This window comes from Mumia sp. Pv4-285 (genome assembly GCF_041320275.1).
GTDB lineage: Bacteria > Actinomycetota > Actinomycetes > Propionibacteriales > Nocardioidaceae > Mumia > Mumia qirimensis.
Genome location: NZ_CP162023.1, coordinates 454,047 through 472,316, shown reverse-complemented (window position 1 = coordinate 472,316; position 18,270 = coordinate 454,047). Strand labels below are relative to the sequence as shown.

Sequence of the window (18,270 nt, the reverse complement as noted above, 5' to 3'; positions counted from 1 at the left end):
CCGGGTGGCCGCAGGCGAGTCAGCTGTTGCGGAGTGCCGAGATGAGCTCCTTCTTGCTCATCGACGAGCGACCCTCGACGCCGACCTCCTTGGCGCGGTCGTACAGGTCCTTCTTGGACCAGTCGTCGTAGTCGCCGCTCTTGCCACCCTTGCGCCCCACCGATGAACGACCACGGGCGGCGGCGGCGTTGGCGATGCGGGCGGACTTCTGCTTGGAGTTGCCTTCGTCGCGAAGGTCCTCGTACAGCTTCTTGTCCTTGACGCTCGGTCCGGGTGACTTGCCTCGAGGCATCTCGCTCTCCTCCTGGGTCAGGGTGTACCCGTCCTTTACCCGCCTACCCACGCCGGTATGCGCCAGACGCCACACTGGTGTGCGTGACGATCGTCGTGGAGGACCTCGACAGCGCCGCTGCCCGCGCACGCGAGCTCGTCGGTGCAGGCGGTCGGCTCCTCGGCATCACGGGACCGCCGGGTGTCGGGAAGACGTGGCTGGTGGAGCAGATCCTCGCGCGCACGAACGGCGTCCCGGCCGCGCACGTGCCGATGGACGGGTTCCACCTGGCCGACGCGACGCTCGACCAGCTCGGCCTCCGCGAGGTGAAGGGTGCACCGGAGACGTTCGACGTCCTCGGATACGCCGCCGCCCTGCGACGGATCGTGGCGCGTGAGGACCCCGTGGTCTACGTGCCGGCGTTCGAGCGCGATCTCGAGCAGCCGGTCGCGGGGGCGGTCGCCGTGCCCCGTGACGCGTCGCTGGTCGTCACCGAGGGCAACTACCTGCTCCTGGACGAGCCGGGCTGGCGCGAGGTCCACGCGCTGCTCGACGAGTGCTGGTACGTCGACGTCGCGGCGGACCTGCGCGTACGACGCCTGGTCGCCCGCCACGTCGCGTACGGGAAGTCGTCGGCCGAGGCCGCGGAGTGGGTCGCTCGCAGCGACGAGGCGAACGCGCGGCTCGTCGAGACGACGAAGACCCGCGCGGACGTCGTCGTTCGGCTCGGCTGAGTCAGACCCAGGCGATCCGGCGCCCGCTGACGGCCGACGGCGTGAGCGAGATCCACAGCACCCGGGTGCCGTCGGCCCACGGCGTCGCACGGTCCGGGCCCCACAGGTTCGCAAGGACCGCCGGATCCGACTCGTGGTTGCCCTCTCCACTGAGCAGCACCGACCAGCCCGTCTGGTTCGCCCCGTCGATCGTGTCCACCTCGAAGGCGATCGGCACGCCCGTGACCGCCTGCGCGACAGCGCCGTAAGGGGTGGTCCGGAACAGGATCCGCCGCTCGTGGACCTGGAAGTTCACCGGGAAGATCTGTGGCGTCCCCTCCGCCACGAACCCGACCCGACCCACCTCCTGCGTGCCGAGCAGCTCCCAGCACTCCGGCTCGGACAGCTGCATGAGACGCCGCTGCGGCCCGGTCTCCCCCAACGTTCCCATCCTGTCCCCTTCCGTCAGCTCGGACGCTTCGCCGGCGCGTTGCGGGCGGTCATCGCGGGGTCGCTCACGACCACGTCGCCGAGGGCGTCGTCGATCGCCTTCAGCACGTCGGCCTCCAGCCGCACACCGCTCGCCTTGACGTTGTCGCTGACCTGCTCCGGCCGCGAGGCGCCGATGATCGCCGCCGACACGTTGTCATTCTGCAGGACCCACGCCACGGCGAGCTGCGCCATCGAGAGCCCGGCGTCGTCCGCGATCGGCTTGAGGCGCTGCACACGCTCGAGCACGTCGTCCTCGAGGAAACGTGCGACGAAGTCGGCGCCACCCTTGCTGTCCGTGGCGCGCGAACCCTCCGGCGGGGCCTGGCCGGGGAGGTACTTGCCGGTGAGCACGCCCTGCGCGATCGGCGACCAGACGATCTGGCCGATCCCGAGCTCTTCGCTCGTCGGCACGATCTCGGTCTCGATGACGCGCCACAGCATCGAGTACTGCGGCTGGCTCGAGATCAGCTGGACACCGAGCTCCTGCGCGAGGGCGTGACCGGCGCGGAGCTGCTCGGCGGTCCACTCGGACACCCCGATGTAGAGCGCCTTGCCGGCGCGGACGACGTCGGCGAACGCCTGCATCGTCTCCTCGAGCGGGGTCTCGGTGTCGAAGCGGTGGGCCTGGTACAGGTCGACGTAGTCGGTCTGCAGCCGGCGCAGCGACCCGTTGATCGACTCCATGATGTGCTTGCGGGACAGGCCCGAGTCGTTGTGACCGAGCGGTCCGGTGGGCCAGTAGACCTTGGTGAAGATCTCGAGCGACTCGCGACGCTCGTCCTTCAGTGCCGCGCCGAGCACCGACTCGGCGGCGGTGTTGGCGTAGACGTCAGCCGTGTCGAAGGTCGTGATGCCCTCGTCGAGCGCGCGGCGCACGCACGCGGTCGCGACGTCGGCCTCCACCTGGGAGCCGTGGGTGATCCAGTTGCCGTACGCGATCTCGCTGATCTTGAGGCCGCTGTTGCCGAGGTGACGGAAATCCATGGTTCCCACCGTAGTGCGACCCGCCCGACCGGGTCGGTCACGGACGCCCGTACGCACGGCAGGATGTCCTCGTGACGACGTACGACGACGTACCCGAGGGCAGCACCACCGGCACCGCGAGGTGGACGACGCGGGTGACCTTGGCGGCGCTGCTCCTCTTTGTCGTCGCCGGTGCGGTGGGTCTCCTCGGTGTCCGCAACCTCACCGCGACCGACGAGGGCGGTGGCTTCACGCTGTCGGTGGACTACCCGCGGGTCGCGCGCGCCGGCCTCGACACCCCGCTCTCGATCACGGTGTCCAACCCCGACGGCGTCGGCGAGGAGGTCGTGGTCGGCATCTCGCAGAACTACATGGAGATCTTCGAGCACCAAGGGATCTTCCCCGACCCGACCGACACGAGCACGGACGGCGAGTACCTCTACCTGACGGTCGCCGCGGAGCCGGGCGCGACAGAGGTGACCGTCCTCTTCGACGTCTACGTGCAGCCGTCGAGCCAGGAGGGAGAGCAGGCAACCGTCTTCCTCTCCGACGGCACGAGCCGCATCGCCGAGACGCACATCAGCACGACCCTCCTGCCCTGACCCCACTCGTACGACGCCGGCTGCGGCAGAACGGAGACCGACGATGGAGATCGTCATCCGAGCGATCATCGTCTTCGCGTTCCTCTGGCTCATCACCCGAGCCGTGGGACGCTCGACCCTCGGCGAGCTGAGCACGTTCGAGCTGGTGCTGTTCATCGTCATGGGCGACCTCGTCCAGGGCGCCGTCACACAGCAGGACACGTCGATCACCGGCGCCGTGCTCGCGGTGGGGACGTTCACGCTCCTGACGGTCTCGTTGTCGTGGCTGGCGTGGCGCTTCCCCGACCGGCTGCGCTTCATCAAGGGATCACCGGTGGTGGTGATGCGGGACGGGGAGCCGCGCATGAAGGTGCTCAAGGACCAGCGGCTCGCGTTCGAGGACCTCACGACGTCCGCCCGCGAGCAGGGCATTCGCCGACTGTCGGACGTCGAGATCGCGGTGCTCGAGGTCGACGGCAGGATCTCGTTCTTCACCCACGAGGCCGAGGACCAGTCCGACGGCGCGTCCAGCGGCGGCCTGCAGGCGACGTGATCCGGGGTCAGGCGTTCGCGCGCGAGGCGGTGAGCGCGGCGCCGATGATGCCTGCGTCGTTGCCGAGACGCGCGGCGACGATCGGGGCGCGCAGGTGCAGCAGCGGCAGGTACTTGTCGGCGTGCTTGGCCACGCCGCCTCCGACGATGAACAGGTCGGGCCAGAGCAGATCCTCGAGTCGCGCGTAGTAACGCTGCAGCCGCTCCGCCCACTCCTCCCACGAGAGGTCCTCGTTCTCCCGCGCCGCCGACGAGGTCGACCTCTCAGCGTCCTCGCCATCGATGCGCAGGTGGCCGAGCTCGCTGTTCGGCACCAGCTCGCCGTCGTTGATGAGCGCGGTGCCGATCCCCGTCCCGAGGGTCGTCATGATGACGAGACCCGTCGTGCCACGGCCCGCGCCGTACTCGAGCTCACCGATCCCCGCCGCATCGGCGTCGTTGATGACGACGACCGGTCTGCCGAGACGCTCGGTCAGCAGCCGTACGGCGTCGGTGCCGATCCAGCTGCGGTCGATGTTCGCCGCCGTACGCACGAGGCCCCGCGTCACGACGGCCGGGACCGTGATGCCGACGGGCACCTTGGAGTCACCCTTGGCGCCATCCTTGCCCAAGATCTGGTCGACGATCTCGGCGATCACCTCACCGACCGCGTCGGGTGTGGACTCCTCGGGTGTCTCGATCCGGATCCGCTCCTCGGCGAACTCACCCTTCTTGAGATCGACGGGCGCACCCTTGATGCCGCTGCCGCCGACGTCGACCCCGATCGGACGCATGTGCTTCCCCATGGTGTCCAACGTGCCACCCTGCGGGGCTGTGCGCAGACTCAGGCGCCGAAGAGGTGCTGGCCGACGTACTCGCCCTTGCGGACTCCAGGCGGCGCCGCGAAGAGGCCTGATCCCGTGTGCTGGACGTACTCCTGCATCCCGTCGAGCGTCGACAGGCGCATCTGCACCGGGACGAAGTGGGTCCGCGGGTCCACGACATAGGCGACGAAGAAGAGGCCGGCGTCCATCCGGCCGATCTCGGTGCTCCCGTCGACGAAGTTGTAGCCGCGGCGCAGCATGCGGACACCTCCGTTGTGATCGGGGTGTGCGATGCGGACGTGGGCACCGGTGTCGACCAGCGGTTCGCCCTCGCGCCCCGCACGGGCGAAGTCGGGCTGGTCGTGCTCCCCGCCACCCGACAGCGGTGCGCCCTCGGCCTTGGATCGGCCGATCACGCGTTCCTGCTCGCGAAGCGGCTGGCGATCCCAGATCTCGATCGTCATGTTGATGCGTCGCGCGACCAGGTAGCTCCCGCCGGCCATCCAGGCCTGGTCCGTGTCGTCGCCGACCCACACGTGGTCGGTGAGCGCCTCTCGGTCCTCGGACTTGACGTTCATCGTCCCGTCCTTGAAGCCGAACAGGTTCCGCGGCGTCGCCTCGTCGCGGGTCGTCGTCGACGTCCTGCCGAACCCGAGCTGCGACCAGCGCATGCCGACCGTGCCGAACCCGATGCGGGCGAGGTTGCGGATCGCGTGGACGGCGACCTGCGGGTCGTCGGAGCACGCCTGCACGCAGAGGTCGCCGTTGCTGCGCTCCTCCTGGAGGTTGTCGCCGGGAAAGTGCGGGAGCGGGGCGAGCGCCGCCGGGCGCCGGCCGGACAGCCCGAAGCGGTCGTCGAAGAGCGACGCGCCGAAGCCGAAGGTCAGCGTGAGACGCGAAGGCGGGAGCCCGATCGCTTCGCCGGTGTCGTCGGGCGGGGCGTCGTAGTCGCCCGACGTCGGGCCTGCCGGGCCCGCACCCTCGCCGTGCATCATCCGTGCGGCAGCGTCGGTCCAGGCACGAAGCAGATCGACCAGCGCCGCGCGCGAGTCGGTGGTGACGTCGAAGGCGGCGAAGTGGAGCCGGTCCTGGACCGGGGTGACGATGCCCGGCTGGTGGGCGCCGTAGAGGGAGTACGCCTCCGGGTCCCTGCTCGCCGACGTCGCGTCGTCGGCCACGGCGCGCCCCGCGCCGAAGCCGGCGGCGGCCGCTCCGATGCCCAGCGCGGCGCCTCCGCCGATCAACCCGCGGCGGCTGATCCCCCCTCGTTCCTCGGTCATGGTTGTGCGGGTCCTCCTCAGACCGTCGCAGCCGCGAGCTGGGACAGCGGCTCGCTCAGGGCGTTGACGGCGTCCGACAGGGCCTTGATCTCTTCGGTCGACAGCTCGTCGTAGAACACGAAGCCGTCGCCGTCCTTGTGCTGGTCGAGCAGCGCCTGCAGCGCGGTGAACCGGTCGTCGATCTCGGTGGCGAGCGCCTCGTCGTTCTTCTCCACGATCGGCTGCACGCCCTCGAACGCCACGCGGGCACCGTCGACGTTGGCCTGGAAGTCCCACAGGTCCGTCCGAGACCAGTACTCCTCCTCGCCGGTGACCTTGCCGGTCGCGACCTCGTCGAGCAGTCCGCGAGAACCGTTGGCGATCTGGTCGACCGTGTAGGTGAGGTCCTGGACGCGGTCGTCGAGGGTCTGGGTGTTCAGAAGCAGGTCGTCGGCGTACGTCGCGCGCTCGGCGGGCGTCAGCGCCGTGTAGTCCTTGGCGCGCGCGGGCCAGAGGTCCTTCTCGATGAGGTGCCAGCCGGTCCACCGCTGACCGGGCTCGAGGTCGGCCTCGCGGGCGTCCATCTTGGGGTCGAGGTCGCCGAACGACTCCGCGACGGTCTCGATGCGCTCCCAGTGCACGCGAGCCACCGGGTAGAGCGCCCGTACCTCGTCGTCCTTGCCGGCCTTGTAGAGCGCGACGAACTTCGTCGTCTGGTCGAGGAGCTGGGCGCTCTGGTCCTGGACGTAGGCCGCATAGTTCTTGTTGGCCTGGTCGACGAGTGCCTGGTCGTCGCCGGCGACCTCGACCTTCTCGTCCGACGCGGTCACCGCGAAGTCGGCACGGATGCCTTCACCCTTCATCCCAGGCTTGCAGGCCGTCACGTAGTCGCCCTCGGGGGCGGTCACCACGAGGTCACGCGTCAACCCTGGACCGATGTTCTCGATCTCCCCCACGATCCGCAGCCCGTCGGAGGCGAGCAGGTAGAACTCGGTGACGTCGGAGCCGTCGTTGCGGACGCTGAAGGTGAGGTTGCCGGCCGGAGCCTCTGCCGCCGACACATCGCACGCATCGGCGGTCGACGTCACCGACAGGCTGCGCGTGTCGTCACCGCCGGACGGGGTGTTGTCGGTGCAGCCAGACAGGGCGCCGACGGCCAGGACGACGAGTCCTGCGACCGCGGGGATGGTGCTACGACGCATGGTGGGGACGGTCCTTCGACTCAGGCAGCGATGCGCTGCTCGGGGGTTCGGTCTGACGCTCGCGGCGCCGCATCTTCAGCAGGAAGAGGGTCATGGTCGGCACGAGGTAGAGCAGCCAGGCCAGCCCCTCGAGCACGGTGGTCGCGGGCGAGAAGTTGAAGACGCCCTTGAGCACGGTGGCGTACCAGGTCGTCGGGTCGATCACGTCGGAGACGTCGAACAACACGTTGCCGAGCCCGGGCAGGATCCCGGCCTCTTGGAGATCGTGGACGCCGTACGACAGCACACCGGCGGCGACCACGATCAGGAAGGCACCGGTCCAGAGGAAGAACCGGCTGAGGTTGATCCGGATCGCGCCGCGGTAGAAGAGATAGCCGAGCACCACCGCGGTCGCGAGCCCGAGCGCCGCTCCGAGCAGCGGCTCCCAGGTCGCCGTCGTGCCGTCTGCGGTCGCAGTCTGCGTCGCGGCCCACAGGAAAAGGGCAGTCTCCAGGCCCTCACGTCCTACGGCAAGGAGCGCCACCACGATCAAGGACCAGCGTGCCCCCTCGGCAGCGTCGTCGATCTTGCTGCGCAGCTCACCGCTCAAGCCCTTGGCCGCACCGGCCATCCAGAAGACCATCCAGGTCACGAACCCGACGGCGACGATGCTGAGCGCGCCCCCGATGGCCTCCTGAGCCTCGAACGTGAGACCGCGCGGCCCGAACGTCAGCAGCGCACCGAACCCGAGGCTGATGACGACGGCGATCCCCACCCCGAGCCAGATCTGGGGCACCAGACGGCGCCGTTCGGTCTTCACGAGGTAGGCGATGAGGATGCTCACCACGAGCGCTGCCTCGAGCCCCTCGCGCAGGCCGATGAGGTAGTTGGCGAACACCAGGGTCCCCTTCGAGCGTGAGATAAGCCTGGCCTAACTTACCTCTCGCTCGCCCCGGGGTCGACCCGGTCTCCCGAACGGCCGGCTATGGCGTCACGATGGCGAAGTCCTTGTCGCCCGGATCGAGGAGACCGGTGAGGCGTCCGAGCACGGCGGCGTCACCCGTGACCTCGATGCCGGCCTCGGCGAGCTTGCCGGTGGCGAGCGCCGGCAGGGCGCGCTTCGTCGTGGTGAGTGTGGCGTCGGCGTCGCCCGTCTGCGGCGCAGCGCTGTAGGTGAGGACGCCGTTGGCGAGTCGCAGACGATACCGCTCGTCGACGTCGGTGAGGACCACGTCGATCGACAGCTTCTCGTCCCACGCGCGCGGGCCGTCGACCTGGACCGCGAGGGCGTCGAACAGCATCTCCGGCGAGAGCTGGCTGACCATGTCGGGCGAGCTCGTCTGGGTCGGCGTCCCGAATGCCCCGTCGCGCAGCTCCGTCGCACCTGACAGGTAGAAGTTGCGCCAGGTCCCGTTCTCCGAGCCGTAGCCGAGCTGCTCGTACGTGTCGGCCAGCAGGTCACGGGCCGCAGCATGGTCCTGCTGCGCGAAGACCACGTGGTTGAGCAGCTCGGCCGCCCAGCGGTAGTCACCCGAGTCGAACGCCGTACGAGCCTTCTCGACGACGGCGTCCGCGCCGCCCCCGAGGTCGACGTAGCGCTTCGCCCGCTCCACGGGTGTGTGCTCCCAGAGCGTGGCCGGGTTGCCGTTGAACCAGCCCATGTAGCGCTGGTAGATCGCCTTGACGTTGTGGCTCACCGATCCGTAGTAGCCGCGCGTGCTCCACGCGTTCTCGAGTGCCGGGGGCAGCGCGATCTCCTCGGCGATCTCCGCGCCAGTGAGACCCTGGTTCAGAAGACGAAGAGTCTGATCGTGCAGGTAGGCGTAGAGGTCGCGCTGGAGCGAGAGGAACTCGACGACGCGCTGATTGCCCCAGGTGGGCCAGTGGTGCGAGGCGAACACAACCTCGACCTCACCACCGAACAGGTCGATCGTCTCCGTGAGGTACTTCGACCAGCCGTGCGGGTCCCGGACGACCGCGCCGCGCAGCGTCAGCAGGTTGTGGAGGTTGTGGGTCGCATCCTCGGCGGCGCACAGCGCCTTGTGGTCGGGGAAGTAGAACAGCATCTCCGACGGCGCCTCGGTGTCCGGTGCCATCTGGAACACGATCCGGACGCCGTCGACGACCTCCTCCTGGCCGGTCGTCGTGATCTCGTGGGTCGGCGCGATCAGCGTCACCGTGCCTGTGGAAGTGGTCTGGCCGAGGCCCGCACCGACCTGCCCCTGGGGGCCTCGCGCCAGCACGGCGCCGTACATGTACCCGGCGCGACGGGCCATCGCGGTGCCCGCGTACACGTTCTCCGCCACCGCGTGCTCGACGAAGCCCGAGGGCGCGAGGACCGGCACACGACCGGCATCGACGTCCTCCTGAGTGGTCACACCCTTCACCCCACCGAAGTGGTCGACGTGCGAGTGGGTGTAGATCACTGCCGTGACGGGTCGCTCGCCGCGGTGCTCGTGGTACAGCGCGAGGGCAGCGGCGGCCGTCTCCGTCGAGATGAGCGGGTCGATGACGACGACCCCGGAGTCGCCCTCGACGAAGGTGATGTTCGAGAGGTCGAACCCGCGCACCTGGTAGATGCCCTCGACGACCTCGTACAGACCTTGGCGAGCAACGAGCTGCGACTGCCTCCACAGACTCGGGTTGACCGAGTCGGGAGCCTCGCCCTCGAGAAAGCTGTAGGTGTCGCCGTCCCAGACGACGCGACCGTCCGTCGCCGCGATCGCGCCCGGCTCACGTGCACCGAGAAGGCCCCGCGAGGCGTCGTCGAAGTCCTGGGTGTCACCGAAGGGCAAGGAGTCACGCAGTGCCTGCTGCTGTCCGAGAATGGTGGGGGAAGCTGGCTTGGGTGTCGACATGCGTCCGAGCATCGCACGGGGGCACAGCCCCTGCACCCTCACCAGGCGACCGGTCTGCTGGGGTGGCCGCCGCACGCGCTTCGTACGACAGTTGTCCTCGACCGGCGCGTTGAGAGGAGTCGGGCCATCGACCTTCCGTTCACGCGTCCCCGGACACTGTTCCGTCGCCGCGGGCTGGGCGACGACCTGGTGGCGGGCACGATCCTCGGCGTCGAGAGCGTCCCCGACGGCCTGGCCAACGGGCTGCTCGCCGGCGTCAACCCGGTGGCGGGTCTCTACGCCTACCTGTACGGCCTCGTCGGCGGCGCGCTCGTCACGGGGAGCGGGCTCATGGCCGTCCAGGGCACCGGCGCGATGGCGATCATCGTCTCCGACGTGGACCTCGACTCGACCGACGACCCGATGCGGTCGCTCTTCACCCTGACCGTCCTCACGGGGGTCGTCATGGTGGCCGCCGGGCTGCTGGGTCTCGCACGCTTCCTGCGGTTCGTGTCGACGTCGGTGATGACCGGTTTCGTCACCGCGGTCGGCATCAACATCGTGCTCGGCCAGCTCGACAACCTGACCGGCTACGTCTCGCACGGCGCGAACCGGGTGCTCCGAGCGCTGGACCTCCTGCTCCACCCGTGGGCCATCGATCCGGCGACGCTGCTCGTGGGAGCGCTGACGATCCTCGGCATCCTGGGCCTGCGGCACACCCGGCTCGGCGCGATGGGCCTCGTCGTGGCCGTCGCGGCGACGTCGCTCCTCGCGCTCGCCCTCAACAGTGCCGGCTCGGACGTGGCGGTCGTCGCCGATGTCGCGGACGTGCCGCGGTCACTCCCCGCGCCGGTCCTCCCGGCGCTCGGCGAGATCCCTTGGCTGCTGCTGCCCGCGCTCTCCCTCGCGTTCGTCGGTCTCGTCCAGGGCGCCGCCGTCGCGAGCGCGTTCCCGGCCAGGCACGGGGCGGCTCGTCCCGACGCCTCGCAGGACTTCGTCGGGCAGGGCGCCGGCAACCTCCTCTCCGGCCTCTTCCAGGGAAACCCTGTCGGCGGATCCATGGGCGCGAGCTCCCTCGTGGCGACCGCCGGCGCGCACGGACGTCGAGCGCTGCTCGTCGGAGCAGCCGTGATGGCGGTCGTGATCTTCGCTCTCGCCCCCGTCGTCGAGCGCGTCGCCATGCCGTCGCTCGCAGGTCTGCTCATCGTCGTCGGGGCCGGGGCCGTACGCATCCCGCAGATCGTGGCGGCCTTCCGCACCGGACCGGTGCCCGTCGCCGTGATGGTGGTGACGTTCGCGCTGACCCTGGTGGTGCCGCTGCAGTACGCGGTGCTGGTCGGGGTCGGCATGTCCGTCCTCATGTTCGTCATCCAGCAGTCGACACGTCTGACGCTGCGAAGGCTCACGCTCGACGAGCAGGGCCGCGTGATCGAAGGCCCACCGCCCAGCACGCTCCCGCCTCGTACCGTCGTCGTGCTCCAGCCGTACGGACCGTTGTTCTTCGCCTCGACCGATGCGCTGCACCGCCAGCTCCCGTCGGTGACGGCACGCTCGCAGGGATCGGTGGTGATCCTGCGGATCCGAGGGGCCGACGAGGCGGGCCTCACCCTGCTCGACGCCCTCGACGACTACGCGAGCGAGTTGCGCGAGACGGGGAGCAGGCTCGTCGTCGTCACGGACAACCCCCGCCTGACAGCACAGCTGCGGCGCCACCGCACCGGCCGCACGCTCGGCCTGGAGCGTGTCTACGAGGGGACCGAGGTGGTCGGCGAGGCGCTCACCCGCGCGGTCGCCGACGCGCGGGCGTGGATCGCACGTCAGTCCTGACCGGGACGGCGCGACTAGGGTGCCGGTATGTCGATCGCGGACGGAGCGGCGGGCGGGTCGCAGACGCTCGAGCGTGGTCTGCTCGTGCTCCAGGTGGTGGCGGAGAGCCCGGGTGCCACGGCGACCGAGATCACCGCGCGGGCGGGGCTGCACCGCTCGATCGTCCATCGACTGCTCGTCAGCCTGGAACGCACGGGGTACGTGGCGAGGGACGGAGCCGGCCGCTATCAGGTGGGCCGGATGCTCACCACGCTCGCGGACCGTGCGCGTCCGCGGCTGCACGCCGTCGCCGAGCCCGTCCTGCACGACCTCGCCGTCACCCTGGACGCGACCGCGAGCCTGGTCGAGGTCGTCGCGGACGCCGCCGTCACGACCGTGGTCGCGGAGCCCCCGACCGACGGTCCGCGCTTCTCCTACCGGCTCGGCAACCGCGACCCGCTCGACCGCGGAGCCGGTGGCCTCGCCGCCCTGGCTGCCGGACCAGCGGTGCTCGACGAGCCAGCACGTGTCGTTGCGGTGCGCGAGGCCGGCGTCGTGACGACGCACGCCGAGCTCAACCCCGGTGCGTACGGCATCGCTGCGCCTGTCCCCGGCCTGCGCAGCGTGCGCGCGGCCGTCACCGTGATCACGAGCCGCCCCGACGTGGCCGAGCGCGCAGAGTCGCTCGTCCGCGAGGCGGCGCGTCGGATCGGCGACGCCGCGCGGGGGTGACGCTCAGCGCCGGCGGAGCCCGCTGACCCGGTCGAGCGCCGCGACGTACTCCGCCTCCAGCCGGTCCACGACCGAGGCGACCGGCTCGACGGCGTGGATCGTCCCCAGCCCCTGTCCAGCTGCCCAGATGTCCTTCCACCGTCCGCCCGGCGACGCAGCGGCATCGTAGGTGCGCTCGCCGTCGAACGTCATCGCATCCGGGTCGAGACCGTTCGCGACCAGGCTCGGCCTCAGCCACGAGGCCGGCGTGCCCGTCACACCAGCGCTGACCACGAGGTCGTCGACGCCGTGCGCGACCACCATCTCCTTGTAGGGATCGACCGCCATGCTCTCGGTCGTCGCGAGGAAACGTGTGCCGATCGAGACCAGGTCTGCCCCGGCCGCGACGGCCCCGGCAGCCCCGGCCCCGTCGCTGATCCCGCCGCCGACCATCACCAGGCCGTCGAAGAACTCGCGGACGGCCGACACGAACGCGAACGGCGACAGGTGGCCGGTGTGTCCGCCGGCACCGGCCGACACGAGGCCCAGGCCGTCGGCTCCCATGCCGACCGCCTTCTTCGCGAGGCGCAGGCTCACCACGTCGGCGACGACGACCCCGCCGTACGCGTGCACGACGTCGAGGGCTGGCGCCGGAGACCCGAGCGCGGTCACGACGACGGGCGGCTCGTACTCCTTGACCAGCCGAAGGTCGTCGTCGAGGCGCGTGTTGGTGCGGTGCGTGACGAGGTTCAGCGCCCAGGGCGTGTCGACACCCCGCAGGCCGTCGGTGATCGCCCCGAGCCACGCGTCGAGCTCGGCGGTGGTCCGGCAGTTCGGCGACGGGAACGAGCCCATCACGCCGGCACGCGAGGACGCGACCACGAGCTCGGGCCCCGACACGAGGAACATCGGCGCCGCCAGGACCGGCAGCCGGAGCCGTTCGAGGATCGCGTCGATACGTGTCCGGTCAGTCGTCGGCATGCTCGAACCTCCTGCGGAGCTCGTCCTTGCGGACCTTCAGGCTGGCGTTGCGCGGCAACGCCTCGACCACGTGGATCGCGGTCGGCTTCTTGTATCCGGCGAGGCGCTCGCGCACGTACGCCGTGAGGCCGTCGAGGTCGACGGCGACCCCGGGCGCCGCGACGACCGCGGCCGTCACGGTCTCGCCCCACCGCGGGTGCGCGACACCGAAGACCGCCGCGTCGGCGATGCCGACGGCCTGCACGAGGACCCGCTCCACCTCGGCGGGATACACGTTCATCCCGCCGGTGACGATCATGTCCTTGGCGCGGCCCCGGACGTAGAGGCGGCCGGAGGCGTCGAGCGAGCCGAGGTCACCGGTCTTCAACCAGCCGTCGTGCAGGGCCTCGGCGGTGAGGTCGGGCTGGTCGAGGTAGCCCGCGAACAGCGTCTCGCTCGCCACCTCGATCTCACCGACCTCGCCGGGCCGGAGCGCTGTGCCGGCGGCGTCGGTGATCCGGATCTCGGCGATCGTCACCGGGCGCCCGGCGGAGGCGTACGGATCGTCGGCCGTCGAACCCGCCCGCCAGTCGTCGGGGACCGTCGCGGTCACCGGCGCCCCCGTCTCGGTCATCCCGTACGTCTCGACATAGCGGTGCCCGATCGCGTCGACGAGGTCCTCCACCGACTCGCGCGGGGCGAGCGATCCGGAGTGCAGCACCACGTCGAGGTGGTCGAGGACGCCGGGGCTCTCGCGCACCCGGTCGGCGAACGCGCCCATGAGGGGGGTGGGCGCGTAGGTGAACGTCGTGCGCTCGGTGAGCATCCTCTCGACCCACGCCTCGGGGTCGAGCCCGGCCATGAACGAGACCTCGCCGCCGACGTACAGGTGCGGGAGCACGACTCCCCAGATGCCGGCCGCGAACGCCAGAGTGCCGGTGAAGCCGCACCGGCTCCCCCACCGGATCCCGTCGTGGACAGGCATGTGCCGCACGATCCGGTCGAGGTTCGCATGGGTGTGCACGACACCCTTCGGCCGACCCGTGGTGCCGCTGGTGAAGCCCACGATCCCCGGCGCGTCGGCGTCGAACGCCAGGTGCGGAAGGTCGAGGGAGGCGGACGCTGCGACCGCGTCCTCGTACGTCAGTGTGGTGGCCGCCGTGCGGGTGCCGACCGAGACGACGTCCGTACCGGCGCCGCGCAGCAGGTCCTCGAGCCGCTTCGCGTGGCCCGCCGTGTGGACGACCGCGCGGACCCCGGCGAGGCCCAGGACCTCGTCGATCTCCGCGACCTGGAGCCGGTCGTTGACCTGGACGGCGGTGGCCCCCGCGAGGCCTACCCCGAGGTACGCCTCGACAGCGTCGGCGCGGTCCTCGACGACCAGCGCGACGCGGTCCCCGGGTCCGATGCCGCGCGCCACGAGCGCGTGGGCGAAGGCGATCGCACGCCGGCGTGACTCCGCGTGGGTCCGGACCGTGCCGTGGCCGCGGAAGGCGACGGCCTCCGGCGCGGCCCGACCCATCGCGGACACGGCGGTGCGTGCCCAGCTGCCCGACGGCATCAGTGCCCGAAGTCCTCGGAGATGCCCATGCCGGCCAGCAGCGTCGGACGGTCGTAGTACTCGAGCCACTCCGTCACCCGGTCTCCGGACATGCGGAGGATGCCGACGACAGGGACCTCGCCATGGTGCCCGTCGAACCAGAAGTCGTCGACGCGCTCGACGAACACCCGCCCGTCGATCACCCCGAGCGCCTTGATCCGCAGCGTGATGCTCTCGGCCTTGGACCCCAGGATCGCCAGCCGGTCACGGATCGCCTCGCGCCCGACGACCGGCTCCTGCATGACGCTGTGCAGCACGCCGTCGTCGGCGAACAGGTCCAGGACGAGGTCCCAGTCCAGTGCGTCCCATGCGTCGAACATCCGTCGGGCCAGGGCGAGCTTGGCCTCGTCGGTCATCGGTGCCGTGTCCGTCGCCGCTGTGCTCATGCGCCTGCTCCTGTCGTCGTGGTGGCGTGCTCGGTCCGTCGCAGCGCTCGCTTGAGGATCTTGCCGACGGGGTTGCGCGGGAGGTCGTCGCTCACCTCGAGCCGCTCCGGCAGCTTGAAGGAGGCGATCTTCTGGTCCTTGAGGAAGCCGACGAGCTCCTCGAGAGTGAGCGTGGACCCGGGCTTGAGGGTCACCACGGCCGCGACCCGTTCACCGAGGACCTCGTCTGGATCTCCGATCACCGCGACGTCGGCGACGGCGGGGTGCGCTCCGATCAGACCCTCGAGCTCGGCCGGCGCGATGTTCATCCCGCCGCGGATCACGAGGTCCTTCGCTCGGTCGAGGTAGTGCAGGAACTGGCCCCGGTCGCCGGCGATCTCGAACAGGTCGCCGGTCTTGAGGTAGCCCTCGTCGTCGAAGGGCGTGGGGCGGCGGTCGCCGTGGAGGTAGCCGGCGAACACCGTCGGACCGATGATGTGCAGCTCTCCGCTGCGGCCAGGCTCGGTGATCTCCTCACCGGTCAGCACGTCGACGAGCTTGACGTGCATCCACTCCGACACCCGCGACGACCAGTGGACGTCAGGGGCGCCGTACCGGGGGAAGTACTGGGCCCGCTCGTCGGGATCAGGAAAGTCCTCGAAGCTCGAGAGCAGCCCGATGCCCTCGTTCGAGCCGAAGAAGTTGATCACCGGGATGCCCCGGTCCTGCCAGCCGCGGACCATCGCCGGCTGGAGCGGCACCGAGCCGGACCCGATCCGGGTGAGGCTCGAGAGGTCCACCTTGGAGAGGAGCGCCTCGTCGTGGAGCAGCATCCAAAGGAGGGCCGGCGGCGCCACCGTGTACGTCGCACGCTCCGTCGCGATCTGCCCCAGGAAGGTCGGGAGGTCGAACGGGTGGTGCTGGACGAGCACCCCGCCGGTGCGCAGCCACGGCAGGAACATGCCGTTGATGCCCGCCATGTTGACCATCGGGAAAGGGTTGAGCAGGACGTCGTCGGCGGTCACCCGCGGCGCGTCGACCGTGGCCCACGAGATCGCGAGCCAGTCGTAGTGGCAGCGCGGGACGCCCTTCGGCTCGCTCTCGGTGCCCGAGGTCCAGCAGATCGTGAGGCAGTCGTTGGGATCGTTCGGGTCGGCCTCACGGTACGCCGCGACCCGCGCCGCGTCATCCGCTCCGGCGGCGGCCGGGACGAGCTGGACGACCTCGGCCGAGGTGTCACCGGCCTCTTCGCCCGGCAGCCCCAGCCCGACGACGGATCGCAGCGACGGGATCTTGTCCCGGACCGCGACCGCGTCGTCGGCCGGGCGACGGTCACCGAACGCGTACGTCGTGACGAAGCCGGCGAACTCGGCCTGGTTGGCCATCCCGACGACCTCGCGCTCGCGGTACTGCATCGGCAGCGGCGAGACGATCACGCCGAGCGTCCATGCGGCGAGGTAGACCTCGACGAGCTCGATGGTGTTGGGCAGCTGGACACCGAGGACGTCTCCCCGCTCCAGGCCCAGGTCAAGCAGACGGGCCGCCAGGAAGGTCACCTCCTCGTCGAGCTCGTTCCACGTGAGCCGTCGGGGCTCGGTCCCGAGCAGGGCAACGCGGTTGGCGGGGTCGACGACCGCGAGCGCGTCACCGCGCGCGGCGACCTGGTCCCTGAAGACCTGGTCAGCCGTCTCGTCGCTCCACCAGCCCTTGCTCGTGTAGTCCTCGACCCGCGCCCGCGGGTGGAGTCCACGTCCGTCCGTCATGGTCCCCGCCTCTCCTGCCTGTGTTCGATGGTGGCCCTGTCCCGGGCCGGGCACGCCGTCGCGCGCCCCGGGTCCATGGCCCGGGACGCGCGACGGTAGATCACTCGTAGCTGGACGAGATGTCGATGACCTCACCGGCGGGGACGAAGGTCGTCCCGGCGGCGTCCCACGTGTACGGCTTGAACGCGAGGATCCCGTACGACTGGCTCGGGCTCATCATGAACTTGATCCCGTCGATGAACATCGGGGGCTGGTAGTCCTGCGTGCGTGCGGCCTCCATGATCGAGAGGCGCGACAGCCCGTCCTCCGACTCCGCGGCGCGGGTGAAGTTGTCGATCATCAGGTCGGCGATCGCCCAGCCGTTGACCGTGTAGCTGTTGGTCGGCGAGTCGGCGCCGTTGGCCGCGGACTGCTCGAGGTACTCCTTGACGGCCTCGTCGTCCTTGAACTCGTCGTTGGCGGGATCCTTCAGCCAGCGCAGGATCTGCTGGCCGTCGGCAGCCTCACCGGCGGGCTCGTAGAGCGTCGCACCGTCGGCACAGTTCGACGGCTGGATCACGGTCTCGGGCTTCCACCCGACACGCGCGATCGCCTGGGTCAGCGCGAGGCAGTCGGTCGTCACACCCGCGTCGACGAGGACCTGGGCGTTGCTCGCCTTCAGCGTCGAGGCGGCCGTCTTCGGATCCGTGAGGGGCTCCTCGGCGACGATCTTCAGGTTCGTGCCCTCGGCGGCCTTCTTGAAGCCGTCCGCGATGCCCTGGCCCGACTCGGTCTGGTTGACCGCGAGCGCCACGTCGGCGCCGTCCGGGTACTGCTTCTTCAGGCCCTCGACGACGACGGCCATCTCGACGTCGGCCGACGGGAGGTACTCCGTGGTCCACGGGAAGTTCTCGATGTCGCGGTACGCCGGGACGCTGGCCTGCGCGAAGAGCAGCGGGACGCAGGCGTCGTTCTGGTCGTCGGCGATCGCGTCGACCTGGCCGGAGCCGAAGGTGTCGAGGACGTCGACCTTGTCCTTCTGGATCAGCTCACCGACGTTGGCCTTGGCCCGCTCGGGGTTGAAGGCGTCGTCCTTGACGATGACCTCGAGCTTGACGCCGTCGATGCCGCCGGCCTCGTTCGCCACGGCGAAGCGCGCCTCCATGCCCTCGATGACGTTGCCGACGGCGTCGGCGAGGGGGCCGGACGTGGCTGCTGTCCAGCCGACCTTGAGGGTGTCGGTGATCTCGGCCGAGGCGGCGTCAGGGTCGGCGCAGTCGTCGGCGGTGATGACGCCCGACGCGCCGGAGTCACTGTCGTCGGAGGCTCCCGAGTTCGAGCCGCACGCGGTGAGTACGAGCGTGGTGGCTGACACGGCAGCCGCCACGCGCAGGAGTCGGTTCATGGGTGTTCCTTTGTCGGTGAGGTCGGATC

18 protein-coding genes are annotated in these 18,270 nt (G+C 70.3%); 5 read left to right on the top strand and 13 right to left on the bottom strand.

Going from position 1 to position 18,270, the window contains the following annotated elements:
• Window positions 1-19 precede the first annotated feature (19 nt).
• Window positions 20-292, bottom strand: a complete 273-nt coding sequence (locus AB3M34_RS02200; RefSeq protein ID WP_370617448.1) for a DUF7218 family protein — start codon at window positions 290-292, stop codon at window positions 20-22.
• 83 nt (window positions 293-375) lie between these two features.
• On the opposite strand from AB3M34_RS02200, the gene AB3M34_RS02195 reads away from it, so the two are divergent.
• Window positions 376-1,005 (top strand): nucleoside/nucleotide kinase family protein, encoded by a 630-nt coding sequence (locus AB3M34_RS02195; RefSeq protein ID WP_370617447.1) that lies wholly within the window; start codon window positions 376-378, stop codon window positions 1,003-1,005.
• Between the two features lies 1 nt (window position 1,006).
• Here the strand turns inward: AB3M34_RS02195 and AB3M34_RS02190 are convergent, their stop codons facing one another.
• Together AB3M34_RS02190 and AB3M34_RS02185 are read right to left on the bottom strand one after the other, a co-directional pair.
• On the bottom strand, window positions 1,007-1,435 hold the full coding sequence (locus AB3M34_RS02190) for a pyridoxamine 5'-phosphate oxidase family protein (RefSeq protein ID WP_370617446.1): 429 nt from the start codon (window positions 1,433-1,435) through the stop codon (window positions 1,007-1,009).
• A gap of 14 nt (window positions 1,436-1,449) precedes the next feature.
• The gene (locus AB3M34_RS02185; RefSeq protein WP_370617445.1) at window positions 1,450-2,460 is read right to left on the bottom strand and encodes an aldo/keto reductase family protein; all 1,011 of its coding nucleotides are present in this window, start codon (window positions 2,458-2,460) and stop codon (window positions 1,450-1,452) included.
• Between the two features lie 71 nt (window positions 2,461-2,531).
• Here AB3M34_RS02185 and AB3M34_RS02180 point away from each other — a divergent pair, with 71 nt between their 5' ends.
• On the top strand, window positions 2,532-3,041 hold the full coding sequence (locus AB3M34_RS02180) for a hypothetical protein (RefSeq protein WP_370617444.1): 510 nt from the start codon (window positions 2,532-2,534) through the stop codon (window positions 3,039-3,041).
• Window positions 3,042-3,084: 43 nt separating this feature from the next.
• Window positions 3,085-3,573, top strand: a complete 489-nt coding sequence (locus AB3M34_RS02175; protein WP_370617443.1) for a DUF421 domain-containing protein — start codon at window positions 3,085-3,087, stop codon at window positions 3,571-3,573.
• 7 nt (window positions 3,574-3,580) lie between these two features.
• On the opposite strand, the gene ppgK is transcribed toward AB3M34_RS02175, so the two are convergent.
• The 5 genes from ppgK to AB3M34_RS02150 all read right to left on the bottom strand — a co-directional run bounded on the left by ppgK (window position 3,581) and on the right by AB3M34_RS02150 (window position 9,673).
• Entirely contained in the window at window positions 3,581-4,357 is a 777-nt protein-coding gene (ppgK, locus tag AB3M34_RS02170) for a polyphosphate--glucose phosphotransferase (RefSeq protein WP_370617442.1), read from the bottom strand.
• A gap of 38 nt (window positions 4,358-4,395) precedes the next feature.
• Window positions 4,396-5,655: an iron uptake transporter deferrochelatase/peroxidase subunit gene (gene efeB / locus AB3M34_RS02165; protein ID WP_370617441.1), complete on the bottom strand. Its 1,260-nt coding sequence runs from the start codon at window positions 5,653-5,655 to the stop codon at window positions 4,396-4,398.
• A gap of 17 nt (window positions 5,656-5,672) precedes the next feature.
• Window positions 5,673-6,836 carry an iron uptake system protein EfeO gene (efeO, locus tag AB3M34_RS02160; RefSeq protein ID WP_370617440.1) on the bottom strand — a complete coding sequence of 388 codons (1,164 nt, stop codon included), beginning with the start codon at window positions 6,834-6,836 and terminating at the stop codon, window positions 5,673-5,675.
• Complete coding sequence (gene efeU / locus AB3M34_RS02155) at window positions 6,826-7,713, bottom strand: iron uptake transporter permease EfeU (RefSeq protein ID WP_370617439.1); 888 nt, start codon at window positions 7,711-7,713, stop codon at window positions 6,826-6,828. Before efeU ends, efeO begins: the two co-directional genes overlap by 11 nt.
• Window positions 7,714-7,798: 85 nt before the next feature.
• Complete coding sequence (locus AB3M34_RS02150) at window positions 7,799-9,673, bottom strand: alkyl/aryl-sulfatase (RefSeq protein WP_370617438.1); 1,875 nt, start codon at window positions 9,671-9,673, stop codon at window positions 7,799-7,801.
• A gap of 189 nt (window positions 9,674-9,862) precedes the next feature.
• Between AB3M34_RS02150 and AB3M34_RS02145 the strand changes: the two genes are divergently transcribed.
• Together AB3M34_RS02145 and AB3M34_RS02140 are read left to right on the top strand one after the other, a co-directional pair.
• Complete coding sequence (locus AB3M34_RS02145) at window positions 9,863-11,479, top strand: SulP family inorganic anion transporter (RefSeq protein ID WP_370617437.1); 1,617 nt, start codon at window positions 9,863-9,865, stop codon at window positions 11,477-11,479.
• Window positions 11,480-11,506: 27 nt separating this feature from the next.
• The gene (locus tag AB3M34_RS02140) at window positions 11,507-12,190 is read left to right on the top strand and encodes an IclR family transcriptional regulator (protein WP_370617436.1); all 684 of its coding nucleotides are present in this window, start codon (window positions 11,507-11,509) and stop codon (window positions 12,188-12,190) included.
• A gap of 3 nt (window positions 12,191-12,193) precedes the next feature.
• Here the strand turns inward: AB3M34_RS02140 and AB3M34_RS02135 are convergent, their stop codons facing one another.
• The 5 genes from AB3M34_RS02135 to AB3M34_RS02115 form a co-directional block, all read right to left on the bottom strand.
• Window positions 12,194-13,150 (bottom strand): NAD(P)H-dependent flavin oxidoreductase, encoded by a 957-nt coding sequence (locus AB3M34_RS02135; protein WP_370617435.1) that lies wholly within the window; start codon window positions 13,148-13,150, stop codon window positions 12,194-12,196.
• The gene (locus AB3M34_RS02130) at window positions 13,137-14,690 is read right to left on the bottom strand and encodes a class I adenylate-forming enzyme family protein (protein ID WP_370617434.1); all 1,554 of its coding nucleotides are present in this window, start codon (window positions 14,688-14,690) and stop codon (window positions 13,137-13,139) included. The genes AB3M34_RS02135 and AB3M34_RS02130 overlap by 14 nt, the downstream gene beginning before the upstream one ends.
• Window positions 14,690-15,115: a nuclear transport factor 2 family protein gene (locus tag AB3M34_RS02125; RefSeq protein WP_370617433.1), complete on the bottom strand. Its 426-nt coding sequence runs from the start codon at window positions 15,113-15,115 to the stop codon at window positions 14,690-14,692. Before AB3M34_RS02125 ends, AB3M34_RS02130 begins: the two co-directional genes overlap by 1 nt.
• Entirely contained in the window at window positions 15,112-16,857 is a 1,746-nt protein-coding gene (locus AB3M34_RS02120) for a class I adenylate-forming enzyme family protein (protein WP_370617432.1), read from the bottom strand. Before AB3M34_RS02120 ends, AB3M34_RS02125 begins: the two co-directional genes overlap by 4 nt.
• Window positions 16,858-16,957: 100 nt before the next feature.
• The gene (locus AB3M34_RS02115) at window positions 16,958-18,241 is read right to left on the bottom strand and encodes an ABC transporter substrate-binding protein (protein ID WP_370617431.1); all 1,284 of its coding nucleotides are present in this window, start codon (window positions 18,239-18,241) and stop codon (window positions 16,958-16,960) included.
• Window positions 18,242-18,270: the final 29 nt, after the last annotated feature.